This is a genomic window from Xanthomonas sp. AC360 (assembly GCF_979258225.1).
Genome location: NZ_OZ409846.1, coordinates 4,901,894 through 4,922,670, shown reverse-complemented (window position 1 = coordinate 4,922,670; position 20,777 = coordinate 4,901,894). Strand labels below are relative to the sequence as shown.

General features: G+C 64.0%; 13 protein-coding genes, 3 other RNA genes and 1 pseudogene. 9 read left to right on the top strand and 8 right to left on the bottom strand.

The annotated features are described in order from the left end of the window. Positions 1-463: 463 nt before the first annotated feature. Positions 464-1,834, bottom strand: coding sequence for an MFS transporter (locus tag ACZZ0O_RS21195; RefSeq protein ID WP_463591768.1), 1,371 nt, complete (start codon positions 1,832-1,834; stop codon positions 464-466). Between the two features lie 97 nt (positions 1,835-1,931). Here ACZZ0O_RS21195 and soxR point away from each other — a divergent pair. From soxR to ACZZ0O_RS21180, 3 genes and pseudogenes are all read left to right on the top strand, one after another. Next, positions 1,932-2,379: pseudogene (gene soxR / locus ACZZ0O_RS21190) on the top strand (redox-sensitive transcriptional activator SoxR). A 450-nt stretch (positions 2,380-2,829) separates the two neighbouring features. Then, positions 2,830-2,906, top strand: a non-coding RNA gene (locus ACZZ0O_RS21185) — sX9 sRNA. 210 nt (positions 2,907-3,116) lie between these two features. After that, positions 3,117-5,123, top strand: coding sequence for a M1 family metallopeptidase (locus ACZZ0O_RS21180; protein ID WP_463591767.1), 2,007 nt, complete (start codon positions 3,117-3,119; stop codon positions 5,121-5,123). A gap of 617 nt (positions 5,124-5,740) precedes the next feature. Here the strand turns inward: ACZZ0O_RS21180 and ACZZ0O_RS21175 are convergent. Next, positions 5,741-5,817, bottom strand: a non-coding RNA gene (locus ACZZ0O_RS21175) — sX9 sRNA. 174 nt (positions 5,818-5,991) lie between these two features. Between ACZZ0O_RS21175 and ACZZ0O_RS21170 the strand changes: the two genes are divergently transcribed. The 4 genes from ACZZ0O_RS21170 (at position 5,992) to ACZZ0O_RS21155 (ending at position 12,933) form a co-directional block, all read left to right on the top strand. After that, positions 5,992-9,147 (top strand): TonB-dependent receptor, encoded by a 3,156-nt coding sequence (locus ACZZ0O_RS21170; RefSeq protein ID WP_463602855.1) that lies wholly within the window; start codon positions 5,992-5,994, stop codon positions 9,145-9,147. A 432-nt stretch (positions 9,148-9,579) separates the two neighbouring features. After that, complete coding sequence (locus ACZZ0O_RS21165; protein ID WP_323537466.1) at positions 9,580-10,341, top strand: SapC family protein; 762 nt, start codon at positions 9,580-9,582, stop codon at positions 10,339-10,341. A 4-nt stretch (positions 10,342-10,345) separates the two neighbouring features. Beyond that, entirely contained in the window at positions 10,346-11,374 is a 1,029-nt protein-coding gene (locus tag ACZZ0O_RS21160; protein WP_463591766.1) for a cupin-like domain-containing protein, read from the top strand. 41 nt (positions 11,375-11,415) lie between these two features. Next, positions 11,416-12,933, top strand: a complete 1,518-nt coding sequence (locus ACZZ0O_RS21155; protein WP_463591765.1) for a tryptophan halogenase family protein — start codon at positions 11,416-11,418, stop codon at positions 12,931-12,933. A gap of 90 nt (positions 12,934-13,023) precedes the next feature. Here the strand turns inward: ACZZ0O_RS21155 and ACZZ0O_RS21150 are convergent, their stop codons facing one another. From ACZZ0O_RS21150 to ACZZ0O_RS21140, 3 genes are all read right to left on the bottom strand, one after another. Then, positions 13,024-13,395 (bottom strand): hypothetical protein, encoded by a 372-nt coding sequence (locus tag ACZZ0O_RS21150; RefSeq protein WP_463591764.1) that lies wholly within the window; start codon positions 13,393-13,395, stop codon positions 13,024-13,026. Positions 13,396-13,527: 132 nt separating this feature from the next. Beyond that, complete coding sequence (locus ACZZ0O_RS21145; RefSeq protein ID WP_463591763.1) at positions 13,528-14,520, bottom strand: MBL fold metallo-hydrolase; 993 nt, start codon at positions 14,518-14,520, stop codon at positions 13,528-13,530. A gap of 66 nt (positions 14,521-14,586) precedes the next feature. Continuing rightward, positions 14,587-14,994: a hypothetical protein gene (locus ACZZ0O_RS21140; RefSeq protein WP_463591762.1), complete on the bottom strand. Its 408-nt coding sequence runs from the start codon at positions 14,992-14,994 to the stop codon at positions 14,587-14,589. Between the two features lie 337 nt (positions 14,995-15,331). Between ACZZ0O_RS21140 and ACZZ0O_RS21135 the strand changes: the two genes are divergently transcribed. Next, the gene (locus tag ACZZ0O_RS21135; protein WP_463591761.1) at positions 15,332-16,126 is read left to right on the top strand and encodes a hypothetical protein; all 795 of its coding nucleotides are present in this window, start codon (positions 15,332-15,334) and stop codon (positions 16,124-16,126) included. 73 nt (positions 16,127-16,199) lie between these two features. Here the strand turns inward: ACZZ0O_RS21135 and ACZZ0O_RS21130 are convergent. The 3 genes from ACZZ0O_RS21130 to ACZZ0O_RS21120 form a co-directional block, all read right to left on the bottom strand. Then, positions 16,200-16,278, bottom strand: a non-coding RNA gene (locus tag ACZZ0O_RS21130) — sX9 sRNA. A gap of 148 nt (positions 16,279-16,426) precedes the next feature. Continuing rightward, positions 16,427-17,824, bottom strand: coding sequence for a trypsin-like serine peptidase (locus tag ACZZ0O_RS21125; protein ID WP_115513523.1), 1,398 nt, complete (start codon positions 17,822-17,824; stop codon positions 16,427-16,429). A gap of 445 nt (positions 17,825-18,269) precedes the next feature. Then, entirely contained in the window at positions 18,270-19,652 is a 1,383-nt protein-coding gene (locus ACZZ0O_RS21120; protein ID WP_115513522.1) for an APC family permease, read from the bottom strand. A 189-nt stretch (positions 19,653-19,841) separates the two neighbouring features. Here ACZZ0O_RS21120 and ACZZ0O_RS21115 point away from each other — a divergent pair, with 189 nt between their 5' ends. Further along, positions 19,842-20,606, top strand: coding sequence for a helix-turn-helix transcriptional regulator (locus ACZZ0O_RS21115; protein ID WP_115528581.1), 765 nt, complete (start codon positions 19,842-19,844; stop codon positions 20,604-20,606). Positions 20,607-20,777 lie beyond the last annotated feature (171 nt).

Below are 20,777 nucleotides of genomic sequence, written 5' to 3'. Positions count from 1 at the left end.
CAACGCGTCGGCGCGTTGCAGATAGGCGATGTGGTCGTACCGACGATGCGCGGCACGCGTGTCCAGGCAACTGCGGCGTTTGCTTTGCATACGCCGCAGTTGCGCGCAAGCCCTGCGGGCTGTGCGACGCAGCGCAGGTTTTCCACACCCCCTGTGGATGGAACTTGCACAAGGCTGTGGACAACTGCGTGCAGGCCCCGGCCCGCAACGCTGTCAAGATGGGTGGCGAAAAAATGACCAATCGCTCGCGGTGAGCAAGCCGGCGCAGCTTTTGTAGCGATCTGGACAGAATCGGCAAACTTCTGGAAGCGCTCTGCATCGCGATGTCACTGCGGATGCAGTCGGCCCACCAGGCATGCTCGTTTGCAGAAGGCCTGCACGACGTATCCGCGTCGATCCGATGCGCATGCGGCATCGGCCTATCTCGGCACCACGACTCACCGCGCCAACCACGCAGCCCTCGTCACACCCGGCGCGCCACAAAAAAGCCCGCCATCGCCAGCAACCAGGCCAGCGCGAAGACGCTCAGGTAGGCCGCCCATGGTGCCGACGCCAACAGCGCGGCGAAGAGCGCGCCGGCCAGCGCCAGCATGCCGGCAACGGCAATCGCTTCGCTCAGCTGCATCGCAGAGCTGTTGGCGCCTTGCTGCGCCGGTGGCGACAAGGCCAGCGTCAGCACCGACAGGCTGGGATACACCAGGCCCATGCCCAGGCCGGTCAGCGCCCAGCCGGCGACTGCCAGCGGCACCGGAATCACCGGCCACACCGCGCCTGCGCCGATCACGATGCCCAGCGTCATCAGCAGCGCGCCGGTCTTGAGCAGGCGTGGCCGCGACCAGCCGGCGCGGCTGTGGCCCTGGTACCACGAGCCACTGAACCAGCCGAGCGCGCCCACGCTCAGTGCCACGCCCGCCAGCAGTGGCGTGAGCCCGCGTTCGCGCGACAGCAGCAACGGCAAGAACGCCTCGAACCCAAAGAATGCCGCCGCGGCGATGCCACGCAGCGCGATCACGCTGGGCAACCCGCGTGCCAGCTGCAGTGTGCCGGCCGGCAATAGTTGCCACGCGCAATACAGCGTGAGCAACAGCGGCGGCAGCATCGCGCCCAGCGCAGTCATGCCGTGCAACTGACCGCCCAGGTACACGCCCAGTACGCCCAATGCCGCGCCGATGGCCCAGCCCAGCGACGCAGTCGGCGCGGCGGGATCCGCATTGGTCCAGCTCCGCCCGCGCAGTGCCGGCCACAGCATCAACCCGGCCGGGATCGCCAGCAGCGGCACCGACAGAAACACCCAACGCCAGCCCACGTGCTGCACGATCAACCCGCTGATGCTCGGCCCGATCAACGACGGCACCACCCAGCCGGCGGAGAACGCGGCAAACACGCGTGGCCGCAACGCTTCCGGATACAGCCGCCCGACAATCACGTACAACGCCACCGAATACGCGCCGGCGCCCAGCCCCTGCAACAGGCGCCCGGCGATCAGCGACGGCATGCTGGGCGCCAGCCCGGCGATCAATAGCCCGATCACAAAACACAGCAGCCCGATGCCCAGCGCGCCGCCGGGGCCGCGACGGTCGCTCCAGCGCCCGGCGGCGGTCATGCCCACCACGCTGGTGGCCAGGGTGCCGCCAAAGGCCAGCGCATACAGCGGCAAGCCGTTCAACTCGCGCGCCACGGTGGGCATGGCGGCGGCCACCGCCAGCGATTCGAAGGCATTGAGCGATACCAGCGCGACCATGCCGAGCGTGGCGGCGCGATATGGCGCTGCCAGGATCGAGGTGGGGTGCGTGGCGTGGGGCGGTGTGGCGGGCAGGGCGGTATCGGTGGGCATCGAACATCCAGAGCGAGTGAGCAGGGGCGTGACCGTGGCGCTTGCGTCGGTCATGGCCGCGCAGCATCCTGCCTCAACCAAGGTTGAGGTCAAGGCAATGCAGCGTGAGTTGTCGGTGGGCGAAGCTGGCCAAGCGCAGTGGCGTGGCGGTATCGGCATTGCATTTCTATGAGCGCAAAGGCTTGATCCGCAGCCTGCGCACTGCAGGAAATCAGCGGCGTTATGCGCGCGATGTGTTGCGGCGCATCGCGGTGATTCGTGTCGCGCAACGGCTCGGGGTGCCATTGCAGCAGGTGCTGGACGCGTTCTCGGTATTACCGGATCAGCGCACGCCCACGCGCGCGGAATGGGCGCGCATGTCCGCGCGCTGGCGCGGGCAGCTGGATGCGCGCATCAGCGAACTGCAGGCCCTGCGCGACCAGCTCACCGATTGCATCGGCTGCGGCTGCCTGTCGTTGCGCCGCTGCCGCTTGAGCAATCCGGATGACGCACTCGGCGCGGACGGCGATGGTGCGTTACGACTGGGCAGCTTGATTCCGGAATAAGAGTGGCTAACAAAAACGTAGCGAGCGGGCGCCTGGCGGTGAGTCTGGTTTTGTCGGCCGTGTCTTGGTGGATGCGGTCAGAAGTCCAGGTCAAACGCTGAGTGGATCGCGTGCGCGGTGCCCTTGCCGCTCGCGGGACACGCCGTGAACCCGTCCATGCGGACTCGGTGGCGGCATCCATGCCGCCACACGGTCCCGCAATCGGCGAGCACACCGCACCAGAGAGTTTGCTGGCTGCTTTACTCAAAGCATGCATCCCGACCATCCCAACTGGTCCTTGCCTGCCTACCGTCGCGGGACCTTACGCGGCATGGATGCCGAGTAAGCGCTGACAAGGACGTACTTGCAGCGTGTCCCGCGATGGTAGGTGGGCAAGGGCCCTGCAACCAAGAGCAGCTAATAAAACTACTGTGCAGCCGCCAGGGGGCGCGGCCGGTGCTCGGAATCCTCATGTCCCACTCGTAACACTCCGGTTCCTCCGCGCCGTCCGCACCCACCTGACGACTGCTCGCTACGTTTTGTTGTCCACTTTAAGCCGCAGATCAGCCGCTCTGCGGTAGGCAGGCGTGGATTAGTTTTGGTAGTCGCTCTCAGCATCACCGGCATGGCCGTCGCGCAGATCGTCGAGCGGAGCGCTGCTGCCGCGGAATCGTGCAGCGCCATCCGGGACCAATGGCATTCCCGCGCGCGGCGAGGCGCGCCGTAGGATGGAAGTCCCCCACGCCGCAGGATTTCGCATGACCCCCACCGTGCGCCGATCGCTTACCGTTGCATTGTCACTGGCATGCGTTGCCGTGCCCGCACTTGCCGCTCCCGCACCAGCCAGTTCCGCAACCGCAGCACCCGCACTGGCCAGTCCTTTCGATCCACTGGCCTTGTTCGCACCGTTGCATTTGCCCGATGCGCCCAATGCGTATCGCAGCGGCAGTGGCGTGCCCGGGCCGTTGTTCTGGCAGAACCGTGCCGATTACCAGCTCGACGCGCGCATCGATCCGGCCAGTCACACGCTCACCGGCACCGCCGCCATCCATTACACCAACCACAGCCCGGACGCGTTGGACGTGCTTTGGCTGCAGCTGGACCAGAACATGTACCGCGCCGACGCGCGCGCGGCGGCCAGCCGTCCATCGCGGCGCACCGAGTTCACCGAGGGCATGCAGATCGCCAGCGTGGAGATCGAGCGCGATGGCCGCCGCCAGCCCGCGCATTTCGTGGTGGACGACACCCGCATGCGCGTGGATCTGCCAGAACCGCTAGCCGGGCAGGGCAAGGCGCTGACGCTGCAGATTCGTTACCGCTACCGCATTCCCGGCACCTGGGGCGGGCGCACCGCCTACAGCGCCAGCAAGCAGGGCGAAATCTACGAAATTGCGCAGTGGTACCCGCGCATGGCCGTCTACGACGATCTGCGTGGCTGGGACACGCAACCGTATCTGGGCTCGGAGTTCTATCTGGAGTACGGCGACTTCGATTACGCGGTGACCGTGCCGGATGGATTTCTGGTGGCCGGTTCCGGTGCGTTGACCAACCCGACCGAGGTGCTCAGCCGCGCCGAGCAGCAACGTCTGCAACAGGCGCGCGACAGCGACCGCACGGTGCTGATCCGCACGCCTGCAGAGGTCGCCGCACGCGCAGCGGCGCCGGCAGCCAGCGGCACGCGCACCTGGCGCTTCCATATGGAGCACACGCGCGATGTCGCGTTTGCCGCATCGCCTGGGTTTGTATGGGATGCCGCACGCATCAATCTGCCGGGCGGCAAGCAGTCGCTGGCGATGTCGGTGTACCCGGTGGAGGGGGTGGGCGCGGATAAATGGAACCGCTCCACCGAATACGTCAAAGGTGCGATCGAACATTTTTCGCAGTGGTATGCGTACCCGTGGCCCGCTGCGATCAACCTGGGCGGCTACGGCGCGGGCATGGAGTACCCGGGCATCGTCTTCGATGGCTTCGAGGACGGCGGCAAAGACCTGTTCTGGATCACCGCACACGAGATCGGCCACACCTGGTTCCCGATGATCGTCGGCTCCAACGAACGCCGCCATGCCTTCATGGACGAAGGTTTCAACACCTTTATCGATGTGTACGCATCGGATGCCTTCAACAAGGGCGAATACGCGCCCAAGCGCGACTCGGAATATGCGCCCAAGGGCGGAAACCCGGTCGATGAAATCCTGCCGTTGCTGGCAGATCGCACGGCGCCCACCTTGATGGATATCGCCGATGCCACCAGCGAAACCTACCGTCATCCGCTGACCTATTTCAAAGGCGCGTTGGGGTTGGTGTTGCTGCGCGAGCAGATTCTGGGACCGGAGCGCTTCGATCCGGCGTTTCGCAAATACATCGCCACCTGGGCTTACAAACATCCCACGCCTTCGGATTTTTTCCGGTTGATGGAAAGCGAAAGCGGTGAAGACCTGAGCTGGTGGTGGCGCGGCTGGTATCTCAATAACTGGCAGCTGGACATGGGCATCGCCCGCGCGCAGTACGTCGATCACGACCCGGCCAAGGGGTTGCAGCTCACCTTACGTAGCCGGCAGAAACTGGTGATGCCGGTCACCGTGCGGGTGGATCTGGCCGACGGCAGCCATCTGGACCGTCGCGTGCCGGTGGAGACCTGGCTGCAGAACACCGCCCCGACGTTGACCCTGCCCACCACGCAGAAAGTGCTGCATGTGACCCTGGACCCGGACCATGCGCTGCCGGATGCCGACCGCAGCGACGATCGCGTGGACGTGATCGGCTGACCGTCGCCAGCGCGAGTGGGCTGACGACCCCGCTCGCCAATGCGCGCAATCGCCGCGCGCTGCAACCGCGCTCCATGGCGCAATCGATTGCGAAGATTGCGCCGTTTTTCTTTGTGCATCCGTCGGCGCAGCACTGGTTTCCAACGCCACGACGTCAGCCGGCATCGGTGCATGGCCAGCGTGTGCGTCGCGCGTCTGAGTCAACCACGTTGTTGTCGATGCGACGTTTGCGCAATCGCCTTGTGCGACCCCGCTGCGCCGGTTTCATTGTGCGAATTTCACCGTGGCTACCGCCGGTTTTCGCGCAATCGCATGATAACGCTTACAGCCGCGCTGCCATTGAGTACCGCATGCGGACTCAAGCGAGTGCCGTATCGGCTGTAACAGTGCGTGCCCATCACTATGCTGCAACGCACGGTGACAAGCGCTTTATCGCCTGACTAGGCTGCGCAGCGTGTTAGCGCTATCACTGGCAGACACACCGTGCAGGGCACGCGTTGCGCAGCTGTCGCCGACATCACCTCTGTTGGCGATGTCTGCTGCAGGCATGCAATGCACAACGCAGTCGACGATCGAAGGGGCGATCGGCGGCATGCGCGCTAGGGGACCGTTAGAGCAACCAACAAAACGTAGCGAGCAGTGGTCAGGCGAGTGCGGACGGCGCGCTTAGAACCGGAATGTACGAGCGGTACATGCCGATTCCGAGCACCCGCCCCGTCCGCCTGGCGGCTGCACAGCAGGTTTGTCAGCTGCTCGTATTCACAGCAGTGCTGTTCCATCGCCTACCGGGCGGTGGTCATGACTTCGCCGTGTCGCATGCCGCGACATCGGCCGTAGGCGGTTGGACTCCACTCCCGAGGACACATCGATGCGTCGTACGTTGAACAGCTTCAAGTCGAAGGCCATGTTCACCTTCGTTGGCGGCCTGTTGGTCATCAATCCCGCGTTTGCGCAGGACGTCGCGCCGCCGACACCCGCGCCGCAGTCCAGCAGCGACTCTGCCACCACGCTCGATACCGTCAACGTCACCGGTATCCGCAGCAGCCTGGACCAGTCGATGGGCATCAAGCGCGATGCCGCCGGTGTGGTGGATGCGATCAGCGCTGAAGATATCGGCAAGTTTCCGGATACCAACCTGGCTGAATCGCTGCAACGCATCACCGGCATCTCGATCGAACGCCGCGATGGCGAAGGCGCGCAGGTCACCGCTCGCGGCTTCGGCCCGCAATTCAATACGGTCACCCTCAATGGCCGCCTGATTCCCGGTGCCGATGCCTTCGGTGCGCCCGGGCAGACGCCGATCGGTGGCGTGGATGTGGGCACGCGCGCGTTCAATTTCGCGCAGCTCGCCTCCGAAGCCATTACCGGCATCGAAGTATTCAAGACCAGCCGCGCCACTGCACCCAGCGGCGGTATCGGCGCCACGATCAACATCCAGACCGACAAGCCGTTCAATCACGAGGGCGTGGTGGCCAATGCCGGTGCCAAGATGGTGTCCGACCGCTCGCAGCCGTTCGGCGATTCGCTCACCCCGGAAGTGTCGGGCATCTTCAGCTACACCAACCCGGACAAGACCTTCGGTATCGGCCTGAGCGCCAGTTATCAGAAGCGTCATGGCGGCTCGGTGCAGGCCACCGAAAACCGCTGGAACATCCAGCGCTGGACCGGCACCGACCCGGCACTGCGTCCGGACACCGTGGTGACCAACGCGCCGGCCATCGGCCAGCTGTATGGCCTGCCCAACGATATCCGTTACGCGTTCGCCGATTTCCAGCGCGAGCGCATGAACGGCCAGGCGGTGATGCAGTTCGCACCGACCGACAGCCTCACGCTGACCCTGGATTACACCTATTCGTCCAATGAAATCCGCGAAGAGCGCGGCGAGCAGGGCATCTGGCTGCAACGCGCCAACAGCTTCACCGATTTGACATTCGATACCGGTCAGACCGTGGCCACGCCGGTGTATCTGCGCGATGTGCCCAACGGCGCCAAGGACTTCGGTATGGAGCAGCAGCGCAACGAGCAGAAGTACACGCTCGGTTCGCTCGGCTTCAACGCGGACTGGCAGGTGAGCGACCGCTTCCAGCTGACTTTCGATGCGCACAACTCCAAGACCCAGAGCCTGCCCAACGATCCGGTCACCGGCGGCAGTGCGACTTATTTCAGCTTTGCCGGCACCAACAACTGCACCGGTGGTCCGTCCTGCGGCGGCCAGTGGGGGCAGGAGTTGTGGTTCAACAACTCGCTGCCGATCGGCGCACGCACGTGGTATCCCACCGTCGCCGATTCGCTTGCCGGTACCAATGGCGTGGTCAACCCGGACTTCACCAAGAACAATCTGGGTTCGCAGGTGCAGCGCATCTACTATCAAAAGCAGGTGACCGAGACCAAGGAAGGCCGCCTGGATGGCAAGTTCGATTTCGACGACGGGCGTTTCCAGTTCGGCGTCAGCTCGTCCAACACCACAATGCACCGCCTGACCAGCGACAATTATTCCACGCTGGGCGACTGGGGCGTGGCCAACGCCGGCAGGGAGCCGGGCATGACCGACCTGCTGCAGCCGGTGAGCATCGTCGGCATGTTCGATGACTTCAACGCCAATGGCGCCGCGCGTAATGCATGGCGCGGCGATGCCAGCCAGCTGGCGCTATGGGGTGGAAGCCAGTACGGCGCTGCGACGCGCTACAACCCGCTGTACAGCGCGGACAATCAGGTCGAAGAAAAGACCCGAGCGGCGTATGTGCAACTGGAATTGACCGGCGACATCGCCGGCATGACCACCAACACGCGCCTGGGCCTGCGTTACGAGCGCACCGATGTGGAATCCACCTCGCAGGTGGCCACGCCCGTCGCGCTGCAATGGCAGGCCAACAACGACTTCCAGTTGCTGCGCTCCGCCGAGCAGCAACCCTTCAGCGAAAAGACCAGCTACAACTACATCCTGCCGAATCTGGATTTCAGCATCGATATCACCGATTCGCTGAAAGGCCGTGCCTCGTTCGGCCAGACCATCGCGCGCGCGCCGTACAACAACCTCATCGCCGGACCCACGCCGAACACGCCGTCCGGCTCGGTCCTGATCAACCCGTCCAACCGCGCCAGTGGCGATTCGCAGACGCCGACCCTGGACCCGCTGGAATCGGACAACCTCGACCTGGCGCTGGAATGGTATTTCGCCGATGCCAGCTATGTGTCTGCCACGTTCTGGAACAAGCGCGTCAGCAATTTCATCGGCACTACAGTCTCGCGCGAAACCTTGTACGGCCTGACCGATCCGACCTCGGGGCCGGACGCGCAGGCGGCATTGGCGTTCCTGCAAAGCGGCGCCTGCACCGCGCAGGTGGGCGCAGCCGGCAACGACGTGGCGGCGGCCTGCTCGGCCAACGATACCTCGCTGTTTGCGGCAATGGCCTTGCTGCGTAACGCCGCTGCCACCGGCGGCCTGGGTGCGTATAACGGCGGCTCGGCGCAAAGCCTGGCGTTGGAAAATGCGTACGACATCGTGGGCAATGCATCCGACCCGCTGTATCAGTTCGATGTGTCGCGACCGGTCAACCAGAACAAGGCCAATATTCACGGATGGGAGCTGGGCGGTCAGTACTTCTTCGGCAGCACCGGCTTCGGTATCTACGCCAACTACACCATCGTCGAAGGCGATGTAGCGTTCGACAACAACGTCATCGATCGCGATCAATTCGCGTTGCTGGGCTTGAGCGATACCGCCAACGTGATGCTGATGTTCGAGAAGTACGGCTGGAGCGCGCGTCTGGCCTGGAACTGGCGCGACGAGTACCTGATCGCCGCCAATCAGGACGCCTCCAATCGCAACCCGTACTACGTGGAGGCTTACCAGCAGATCGATCTCAGCCTCAGCTACGCGGTCAACAAGCAGCTGTCCGTGGGTTTTGAGGCGATCAACCTCACCGGCGAAGACGTGCGTTGGCACGGACGGTCGGAGAAGCAGATCGTCCGCCTGATCGACCAGCAGCCGCGCTATACGTTGGGTGTGCGCTACGCGTTCTGAGTGCATCGCAGGGGGTGTGATGCTTTGACGCCAGTGCGGCCTGTCTGCGCAGCCGGTGTGTGCCTTGGTGCACGCCGGCTGCCGCGCAGGCTGTCTCTGCGTGATCGGCGCTCGCGACTGTGTCAGTCGAGATCTGTGGCGAGACGCTGCCGCGCCGGCCACACAGGCTGCTTGCGTCATCCGGCAGCAACATCGGAGACGAGCGCAACAGGCGGCACAGGTGCGCTGCGTCATCGAAGTGAAACCGGCCCACGGATGACGTGTCCGCCAATCGACAGCCCATCATCTGCAGTCCGCCGGCACATGCTGCTCTGCCGCTTGCCGGCTTCGCACTTTTTGGCAATGCTCGCGGGCAGCAGGCGCGGCATGTCGTCGCGTGATCGATCCCCCGACCGGTGCAGTGCCCATCGCAGGCCACTGCTGGAGCTTTAGATGACGCGATATGCAGTGCTCAACAATGTGGCGCACCACGATCTGCGCGTGATTCTGCGCTTTGGTGCCGAATTCGGCGATGCGGTGGGCTTTGTGCCGGCATTCGTCACCGAGTACGCCGAGCTGCAACGCGAATACCCGTTGTTCTTTCGCAAGGATGCGGCCACCGGCGCTTATCAGTCGGTGGCGTTGCTGGGCTTTGCGCCCGACGAAAACCTGTTTCTGCAAGACGGCCGCTGGAATGCGGGTTACCTGCCGGGCATCGTCGCCAAGGGGCCGTTTCTGATCGGGTTTCAGGAGCAGCGGATCGATGGCGCGCTGGTGCAGGAGCCGGTGATTCATGTTGACCTGGAGCACCCGCGCATCAGTCGCGCCGACGGCGAGCCGGTGTTTCTGCCGCAGGGCGGGCATAGCGCGTATTTGGAACACATCATCAGCGTGTTGCGCGGCATCCGTGACGGCATGGATGCGGGGCAGGCCATGTGCGCCGCCTTCGATGCGCTGGGCCTGATTCAACCGGTCAAGCTGGATGTAGTGCTCGACGATAGCCACGGCGTGCACCTGGAAGGGCTGCACAGCATCGACCGTGAGCGATTGGCCGCGCTGGATGGCGCAGGCTTGCAGCAGCTGCATCACGCCGGGTATCTGGAAGGCGCCTTTTTGATGCTGGCCTCGCACCACAACCTGCGCCGGCTGATGGGCGAGAAACAGCGCCGGCTACAGCACGTGCAGGCCGCTGCTGCAGCCGCCGCACACGCTTGATCGCATGAGCGCACTGTCATCGATCACCCCGTTGCCCGAGCGCAGCGACTGCCGGCCGGATGCGGCATTGCTGGCGCAGTTGTGCGCTGCTGCGCAGCCGCTGGTGCTGCGCGGGGTGGCGCGCGACTGGGCGCTGGTGCAGGCCGCGCAGCGTGGTACATCGCAGGCCATGGCGCAGTTGCGCGGCATGGATACCGGCCGCGCACTGCAGTATTCGTATGGCGCTCCGGACATCGGCGGCCGGCCGTTTTATCGCGACGATTGCAGCGATCTCAACTTCGAGGTGCAGCGCGGTAGCTTGAGCGCGCTACTGGACGCGATCGACGCGCATCTGGACGATCCGCAGCCGCCCACGTATTACCTGGCCTCGTTGCCGATCGATGCGCATCTGCCGGGTTTTGCGGCAGGTAATACATTGGATGTCAGCGCAGATGGTAACGCCGTGCCGCCCAGCATCTGGATCGGCAACCGGGTCATCGCCTCCTGCCATTTCGATGCGCCCAATAACTTGGCGGTGTGCGCGGTAGGCCAGCGGCGCTTCACGCTGTTTGCGCCCGAGCAGGTGGCCAATCTGTATCCGGGCCCGCTGGAACCCACGCCGGGCGGGCAGGTGGTGAGCATGGTGGATGTGATCAATCCGGATCTTGCGCGCTATCCGCGCATGGCCGATGCGGTGTCGCAGGCGCGCACGGCGGTGCTGGAACCGGGCGATGCGATTTTCATCCCCAGCATGTGGTGGCACCACGTGCAATCGCTGCAGCCGTTCAATGTGCTGGTCAATTATTGGTGGAGCACCGCTCCGGCGCAGCTGCCTGCACCGATGCAGGCGCTGTATCACGCGCTGTGGGCCATCCGCGACCGACCGGCGTCGGAAAAGGCCGCCTGGCGTGCGTTGTTCGACTACTACGTGTTCGGCCCTGCCGAGCGTGCCGGCGAACATCTGCCCGAGCACGCGCGCCAGGTGCTGGGACCGATCGACCCCACACTCGCGCGCCAGCTGCGCGCCATGCTGATCGGCAAGCTCAATCGCTGATCACCTCTATCGTGTTGTGCTCCCACTGACAGGAAAACGCCGTGAACCAGGCCAGGATTCGCAAGGTTGTCATCGCCGGGGGCGGCACCGCCGGCTGGATCGCCGCCTGCGCGTTGTCGCATCAGTTTCGCGACTTGTTGGACATCACCCTGGTCGAGTCCGATCAGATCGCCACCGTGGGGGTGGGCGAGTCCACGGTGCCGCCCATCCGCACCTTTCATCGGTTTTTGCAGATCGACGAACAGGAGTTTCTGCGCGCGGTCGCCGGCACGTTCAAGCTGTCGATCTCGTTCGAGCATTGGCGCCGGCAGGGCGAGCGCTATATCCACCCCTTCGGCATTACCGGCCAGAGCACGCTGGTGTGCGCGTTCCATCATCTGTGGCTGGAAAGTCAGCGCCGCGGCATGCCCGGCGCGTTCGGCGATTACTGCCTGGAAACCGTGGCCTCGCGGGTGGACCGCTTCGCGTTGCCACGCGAGCCGGTCGTCAACTATGCCTACCACCTGGATGCGGCGTTGTACGCGCGGTTTCTGCGCACGCGCAGCGAAGCGCACGGGGTCACGCGTGTCGAGGGCAAGATCCAGCAGGTGACGTTGCAGCCGGATAGCGGCGATGTGGCCGCGCTAGTGCTGGAGGACGGGCAGGTGATCGAAGGCGACCTATTCATCGATTGCACGGGCTTCCGTGGTCTGTTGATCGAGCAGACACTGCACACCGGCTACGAAGACTGGAGCCACTGGCTGCCGTGCGACCGCGCGGTGGCGGTGCAGACCGAAGCTGTGGGCCCACCGGTGCCGTATACGCGCGCCATTGCGCATGAGGCGGGCTGGCGGTGGCATATTCCGTTGCAGCATCGCGTTGGCAACGGGCTGGTGTTTTCCAGCCAGCACATGTCCGATGACGAGGCGCAGGCCAAGCTGCTGCGCGACACGGCCGCAACCCCGGTCAAGGAGCCGTGGCTGGTGCCGTTCCGCACCGGGCGACGGCTCAAGGCCTGGAACAAGAATGTGGTCTCGCTCGGACTGGCCAGCGGTTTTATCGAGCCGTTGGAATCCACCAGCATCCATCTCACCATTGCCGCGGTGGTACGGTTGATCACGCTGTTCCCGGCCGATGGCATCGCGCCGTCGCAGGTCGATGTGTTCAACGACATCAGCCGCACCGAGATGGAACATGTGCGCGATTTCGTCACCTTGCACTACCACGCCACGCAGCGCGACGAGCCGCTGTGGCAGCAGTGTCGCGACATGGAACTGCCCGACTCGCTGCGCCTGCGTCTGCGTGCCTGGCGCGAGCGCGCGCACGCCTGGCAAGGCACCGACGAACTGTTCCGCGTGGATTCCTGGACGCACGTACTGCTGGGGCAGGGCATCGTGCCGCAGCAGCATCATCCGCTGGCGGCGGCGTTGTCCGACACCGATCTGCGCCGCCTGCTGGATGGCATTGCGCAGCCGATCCAGCGCGTGGTGGAGCAAATGCCGTCGCAGCAGGACTTCATCAGCGCGTATTGCAAGGCTGACGAGCAGCTATGGGGTGGGCGCAGGCGGGTGGCTATATAAGTATGTTTAGTTACTTGTTTCCCACACCTTAAGATGCCTGCGTGCTCCAACTAAAGATCACGACATGAAGGCGATTAGGTGCACTGCGTTTCAGGAGTAACGGGAAACGTGTTGATTGATCTGGAAGCCACAATGCTTGCAAGGTTTTGGTTGCTCCGCCGAGCGTAGCAATGCTGCCGGACCGTGATAGGAACGCTTGCATTTTGGGCAGGGGCTACGCAGAAATGGTAGCGCCGTCAATACGATAATGATGCCGCTCACCGCCGACAGTAGTACGCCAACCATCAGTAACGCGTTGTCCTTGAATAGATCTCGGACTTGGAAAAACGCCATGCCGGCGAACATCGCGATCAGTACACCGCTGCGAGCAAGCCGCTGGTTAGAGCGCATGCGCTCCATCGACGCGCGCAGACGGCGATTTTCCTGCATTGGATCAACGGCTGGTTCTATATCTTGCGGCATTATTTTCGGCCTGCGAAATGCTCCGCAACGGGAAGCTAAAATGATGAAATTTGACTTGTTCGATCTTTCAAGTTTTGGATTTATTCCAAAGCCTGCGCAACATTATTTTGATCCATAGTGTAGTTCCGTCGGCTACAGCCGCATCAAATCGGCGCCGACCACGATCGGCCCGGCGTAGTGCTTGCGCGCGCCCTCGCTCCACATGGCCTCAGTGATGCTGGGGTCGCCGCCAGGCACGAAGTGATTGAGCACCAGCATCTTGGCATTGGCCGCGGCGGCGATCCGTCCCACTTCGTCGCTGGTGGAATGGCTCTTGAGCAGGTGGTCCAGCAAGGTGGGGGCGTTGTCGTTGGTCTTGAGCATCTTTTCCAGCGCGGGCAGATACATCACCTCATGCACCAGGATGTCGGTGTCCTTGGCAAATGCAGCCAGCGCCGGCAGGTAGCGCGTATCGCCGGAGAACACCACCGAGCGGTCGCGGGCCTGGAAGCGATAGGCGAACGCCGGTTTGAGCGTGTAGTGGTCCACCAGCGTGGCGGTCACCGTGACCTGATCGTTCTGCAACACGGTGCCGGCCTGGTCGAACTCGTGCACATGGATGAGCGGTTTGAACGGCGGGCGGCCTTCCTCGCGGATGCGCGCTTCGATGTCGATGGCATGCATCTCGACGAACGCATCCACCATCTTGCCGATGCCTGGTGGCCCATACAGATGCACTGGCGTCTGCAAGCCGCTGGCCCAGGCCAGCCACACCACAGTGAGCAGGTCGGCGTTGTGATCGGAATGATGATGGGTCAGGAAGATATCGCGCAGTGCGGGGAGCCGGATGCCGGCCTTGGCCAGCTGTTGGGCCACACCGTTGCCGCAATCGATCAGGTACGGCTGCCCGTCGATCACCAGCGCATTGGCTGCCGCCGCGCGCAGCGGCGAGGGCGTTGGCCCGCCCTTGGTGCCGAGCAGCACCAGTACGCTGCCCTTGGCCGGGAGCGGCGCAGGCGCGCTGTCGTTTGTTGCAGCCTTCTTGCGGGGAGCGGCGGCGAGTTGGCTTGCCGCCAGCAACGCGCCGGCACTGAGTGCGGTCTTGAGCACACCGCGGCGGCTGCGGAGAGTGGTGAAACTGGTCATCGCGGTTCCGGGATCATCGGGGGACAGGATTTCGGCAGCGATCGAAACACGCCGCGCCGGCACGACTCAGCGTTGTTTCGCCACAAAGTCGCGCAGCGCGGGTGAGCGATAGAACGCCATGCATTGCGCAAAGATGGTGGTGAACGGCCCACGGCGTGCTTCGTCCTTCATCGGCACCTCGCCACGGTGATAGTCCGCCGTCTGTTGCGCGACAAAGGTCTGCAACCGCCCGGTGGCGCCAGGCCTGGCATTGTCCAGCGCGTAGGTGGTGAGCAGATACGAGCGGTCGCGCAGTTGGTCGGGCTCCAGCCTGCCGCTACGTTCGTAGGTCTGCTGCAGGCACAGCTGCAGCGCATAGGCTTTGACGTCTTCCGCGGCGGCCGGTGTCGCGGCCATCGCGGCAGTGGAGACGGCGGACACTACGGCAAGCAGCGCGGCGGTAACGGCATGGCGACAGCGATGGGAAAACGGCATGCCAATCCTGGCGATGGAAGTGCTGGCAGTCTGCAGGATTGCCATGCGCTTTGCTCGCTTGAACATGCGATGCGCTTGGCGTGGCAGGAGCGTGCGTCGCATCGCCGCAGCGATGGCTTCGCAGGCACTACAGCATGTAACCACATGGATTGCCGGGGATTGCGCTTGATGGCGTCTCCATGAGGCCAGTCGGTCTCCGAAGCAGATAGAGCCAACGTCCTGCGACGCAGCACAATCCTGCCTGGCACCCGCACTGCCTTGGCAGCGCCGCACACGCTTGCCGCCATGCAGGCGAGTCCGCATAGTGCGGCACCATCGGAACAAGAGCGTCGCAGCCATGGATGTGCGCAACACCACTAGACGGCGCGAGCGCCGTCGCTACGCATGCCAGCTCGCAGTGCTGACCTTGCTGTTGTCGGCGCAGGCGCAGGCCTGGCATCCGCAGTATCCGCCCTGGTCGCGGCCGCCCGTTGGCTCCGAGTGCAAAGTGGACTCGCTATCCGCGGTAGAAGGCAGCGTGCAGTGGGAGGGCGTCACCCATTTTCGCGATGCAAACACTGTGCTCGCCATGGACAACCGCGGCGCAGCGCCGATGTTGCAGGTACGCGACGCTGCCGGACGCGTGCTGCTGCCACCGGTCGAATTGGGCGGTGGGCTGCTTGGTTTTCATGACGTGGAGCGCGTGGATCTCAATGGCGACCGTCGTCCGGATTATGTGGTGACCCTGGGCAGTGGCGGCGTTGGTCTGGCCGGCGGCAATGCGTGGCGCACCGTGGTGTTGTCGCAGGGCGATCGCTACCGCGCGCTGCGTGTGCCCACGCATGAACCCACCGCCGACGATTACCGGCGCGTGCCACGCCGTCGCGGTTGCGCGTTGCTGCAGCTGTCGGTGATCACCGCCAACCCGGCTGCGACCCGCGACCATCGCTGGCATACGTTCTGGGTGTACCGGTTGATGCGTTTTCAGGGCGCTCGCGCGATCGAAGCGAACCGCGCGTTCCCGGGTCTGCCGAACTGGATTCTGTACACGCATCGCACCGGCAACAGCACCGCGACCACGCTGTTGAACGATGCCAGCAAGAGACAGTTGTGGAACGACCCATCGCGGGAGCGCATCACCGCGTTGCCGTAACTGCGCCAGGCAAGACGCTGGACACATCGATCATGCAGATGGCTGTGCGGAGCACCGCTGTGCTTCTAAGAGTGGCCCACAACACGTTGCGAGCAGTCGTCCGGCGGGTGTGGACGACGCACAGGGAACGGAGTCTAGGAGTAGTGGTCCATGAGAATGTTGGGCACCGGCCACGCCCGCCTGACGGTTGCGCAGTAGTTTTGTAAGTGGCTCTAGATCGACACACCCCAATACGTGGCATACAAACGCGTGGCAGGCGATCTACCGCCTGCCACGCATTGCTCGACAACGCTTTGACGCTTACTGCCCGAAGAACGTGGAGATCGACGAATACACGTCGGAGAAGCGCGAGTAGTAATCCGGATCGGTCTGCGCGGTGCAGTACGAATAGCCGCCATACAGGCCGCCGCGCAGCTGATACGCACCGCCACTGGCAATGGTGAAAAGCCCCGAGCCGGACGAGCCGCCTTCGGTCACGCCGTCGTTCCAGACCACGCGGTACAGCGGCGTCTTGCCGTCGATGGAGGTGTTGAGCCCATTGACCGTGCCCAGGGAGTACTTTTTGACGTCACCCGCGGGGTGATGGATGCCAACGATCGACGTGCTGGTGGCACCGATCGCCGCGCTGTTCCAGGCGGCATAGAACGCGCCGCTCGGCGGTGCGGTCTTCAGTTCCAGCAGCGCGGTGTCGCGCGTGGTATTGGCATGGCGCAGGAACGCGCCGCCGGTGAGCGTGGTCGCCTGCGAACTGGCGGTGTTGCCATTGCAGCTGGCCGCATCGTAGAACCAGTACGTCTGCAGGCTATTGGCTACCGTCTGCGTGCTGATGCAGTGCGCCGCAGTCCAGAACAGATTGCGCTTGGGCGTGTTGGTGTTGTTGAGCAGCGTGCCAGTGCACAGGAACGAGCCCTGGCTGGTGGTGTACAACATGCGCGCCACCGCCTTCGCGGCGCTGGTAAAGCCGGCGGTGGGATTGGCGCGGCACACGATGTCGTTCTGGCAGGAATCGCTCTCGCCGATGGCAATGGTCATCATGTCGCGCGGGCTGGCGGTGGGGCTGATATCCAGATGCGACAGCTGAGGAATGCTGAGGCTGAAGTTCTCCGGGTACAGGCCTGCCGGCAGCGACAGCTCGACCAGCAGGTTTTCGCCGCTCACCGTCGGCGACCAGCCGATGGCATCGCCGGTGCCGACGAAGCTGGCGCCGGATTGTTCGAACACGCGGCCGTCGTCGCCGGCAAAGCGCAGTGTCACCTTGGACGGGTCGCCCGGTTTTGCGCCGGCACCACGCAGCAGCAACGCCGCACGCAACGATGCTGCCTGCGCGGAGCCCAGCTTCAAGGTCGCAACGCGCGAACCGTCGCCGGCCATCTGCCAATCGAGCTTGGCCAGGTTGACCAACGGCTGCGCCACCGCGCGCGTAAAGCCGATCTGCAGCGGCTGCCCATGCTTGACCTGCGCAATACGGCGCTCACGCACGGCGCCGAGTTCCTTGCTGCTCGGTGCAGCCAGTTGCGCCACGCGCGTGGGCATGATGCCGCCGCGCAGGCTGGCCGACTGCAACGTCGCCGCGCCGAGCTTGGTCGCCTGCGGCGCGCTACTCACCGGTGCGGCATCCATCTCGGTGGGCGGCGCAGCCAGCGCAACGCCGGACACAGCAGAGAGCAGCGCGAGGTACAACGCATTCTTGCGATTCATGGGTAGTCCTTCTCGTCAGGGATCGGCAGGCTGCGGCGGGGGCCACACCCTTCGGCGCCATCGTTGGCGCCGAACGAGACTAGCGAATGTTTACAGCTGAATATGTGCTGAAAATCTCGTTCAGAGACGGGCGATCAAGAAAAATACAATCGCTTTTGCACACATCGATGCGTTAAGTCGTATGTGCGATGGAGATGGGAGCGTCGCGCGTGCGTGTACTTAGTGCACGTGCACGCGTGCGTGCACGGCACTGTTGGAACAGCACGTTAGGGAGACTGGCTGTGCGACTCTGCAGGTCGACGAAAGATACGCGTGCGTCTAATGCGTCGCGACATGCCGCATTCGAGCGGGCGTTGATTTCCACAGCAGACGCGCGCACTGCAGCGTGCACGCAGTGCACAGTGGCAGACAGACACTGCATACGCTCAACGCGGTGCGCGAAGCGCTATTCCACTGCGTCGCTGGCGCGAAACTCGGTCGAGCGACCACTGACTTTCAAGAACGCCAACACGCACAACCCCACCACCATCCATGCGCTGCCGCCGAGCTGCGCATGCCGGTCGGCGTTGATCAACACATAGGCCAGGATCACGATGCCGATCAGCGGCACCACGCCATGCAACACGATCCGGCCCTGGTTGCGAAAGTGCCAGAGCACGGCGAGATGCAGCAGTACGAATGCGGTCAGCGCACCGACGTTGCACAGCGACGACAGCAGCGCGATCTGGCCGACGAACACTTCGCCCAGCACCATGCTCAACGCCGCCACCAGCAGGATGGCGCGCTGCGGCACGCCCGTGCGTGGATGGATGTAGCGCAGAAACGCCGGCAACTGGCGGTCGCGTGCCATGGCGAACAACAGACGCGAAGTTGCTGCTTGCGCCACCAGCGAATTGGCGATTGCCGCACTGATTGCCACCGTCAACGCAATGACGATCTGCAACCACGGCCCGGCAATCAGCCGGCCGATGTCGAAGAACGCATCGTTGGAGGCCTGCGCGCTTGGGTAACGCTGCAGCGTCGGTTGCAGCAACGCGGCCAGCCAGGTCTGCAGCACAAACAGGCCCGCCACCAGCACCAAGGCCAGCAAGGTGGCGCGGCCCACCACGCGGTTGCCGCCACGCGTTTCTTCCGACAACGTGGAGATCGCATCGAAACCCAGAAACGACACCACCGCCACCGACAGCGCGCTGAAGATCAGTTGCGGCGAAAACGCCTGCGGGTTGTAGAACGGGCGCAGCGTCCACTGCGCGCCGTTGACGCCGCGCTGGATCGCCAGCGTCGCCAGCACCACGAACACCGCCAGCACCACCAACTGCGCGAACAGAAAAAATCGATTCGCGCGCGCCGTCGTTTCGATCCCGCGCAGATTGACCACGGTATTGAGCACCACGAAGAACGCGATCCATGCCGGCTGCGGTACCCCCGGCAACACGTTATGCATGGCATTGGCGCCAACCACGTAGAGCAGGGTGGGCACCAGCAGGTAATCGAGCAGGATCGCCCAACCGGCGAGGAAGCCCATGCCGCTGCTTAGTCCACGGCCAACATACGCGTACACCGAGCCGGCCACTGGAAATGCCTGCGACATCTGCTGATAGCTCAAGGCGGTGAACAGCATCGCCACGAAGCCGACCAGATACACCAGCGGCACCATCCCCGCACTGATGTCGAACACCCCGCCGAAGATCGAGAACGGCGCGGTCGGCACCATGAACACCAGGCCGTAGATCAGCAGATCCTTCAGCGTGAGCTGGCGCTTGAGCTCCTGCGCGTAGCCAAAACGTTCCAGCTCTGCCGCATCGTCGCGGCGTGGTGTATCGGTCATGCAGATATCCGCTGTAAGGAAGGCAGGTTCAGCGCAGGCGCGCGGTCCGGGACGTCGATGCTGCACTGCAGCTGTGTGACCGGCATTGTGACGATAATGTGGCCGGCAAGCCCATCCATTGGTAAAAGTGCTAGGTTTTCCGTGCTGGATGTCATCCAGCAATGGCGTCAACGGCTCCGAAGGACCCCCATGTTCGACACTCTGGCCAGCCTGGGCCGCGATCTGCAGGCACTGCGTACGCTCAATGCCTGTCTGGATCGGGTATTTGGCGACGTGTGCGCGTTGGGCTTTCAGTCGCTGGTGTACGACTACGCGCCGGTGCCGCTGAGCATGGAAGGCGCGCTGATCACCCCGACCGTGTTCATGCAGCGCAATGCGCCAGGCGATATGCAGCATGTCTGGTGCGAGCACGGTTACTACCAACATGACCCCGTTCAGCAGCGTGCCACGCGACGTACCACGCCCTTCGTATGGTCTTACCGCACCGATGGCGACCGGCCCGGAGTGGAATACGTCGGCGCCCAGCACCGCCAGGTGACGCGCTATCTGTGCGACAGCGGCATGGCTACCGGTGTCACGGTGCCGCTGCATCTGCCAGGCGGGGCGTTTGCCACGTTCAGTGGCGCGGTCGATGCGAGTGCCGCCGAAGCGCCGCGCCTGGCCGAAGCGCAGCTTGCTCCGTTCTTGCTGCTTGCGCATGCGTTTCAGGCGCGTGCACAGGAGCTGCTGGACCCGCAGGAGCGTCGTTGCCACCACATCGCGCTGACCCGGCGCGAGCGCGAATGCCTGCAGTATTCGGCCAAGGGGCTGACCGCCAAAAGCATTGCGGCCGCGCTCAATCGGTCCACCGCCACGGTCAACCTGCATCTGAATTCGGCCGCACGCAAACTGGGGGCGCGCAATCGCGTCGAGGCGGTGGTGCGCGGCATGCACTACCGATTGCTGGAGCCTTAAGTACGTTGCGGTGGCTGCTTGTGGCATTGATTGCACGCCATGCATCGATGCGTAGCGATCGATGCTTCCAATCGTCAGCGCCGCGTTACGCAGGCTGGGTACGACGACTGACGTGATAGCAAGGCACGCGCCTGCGTTGCCGTGCGTGATGCTGAAGACCTGGTTACGCTG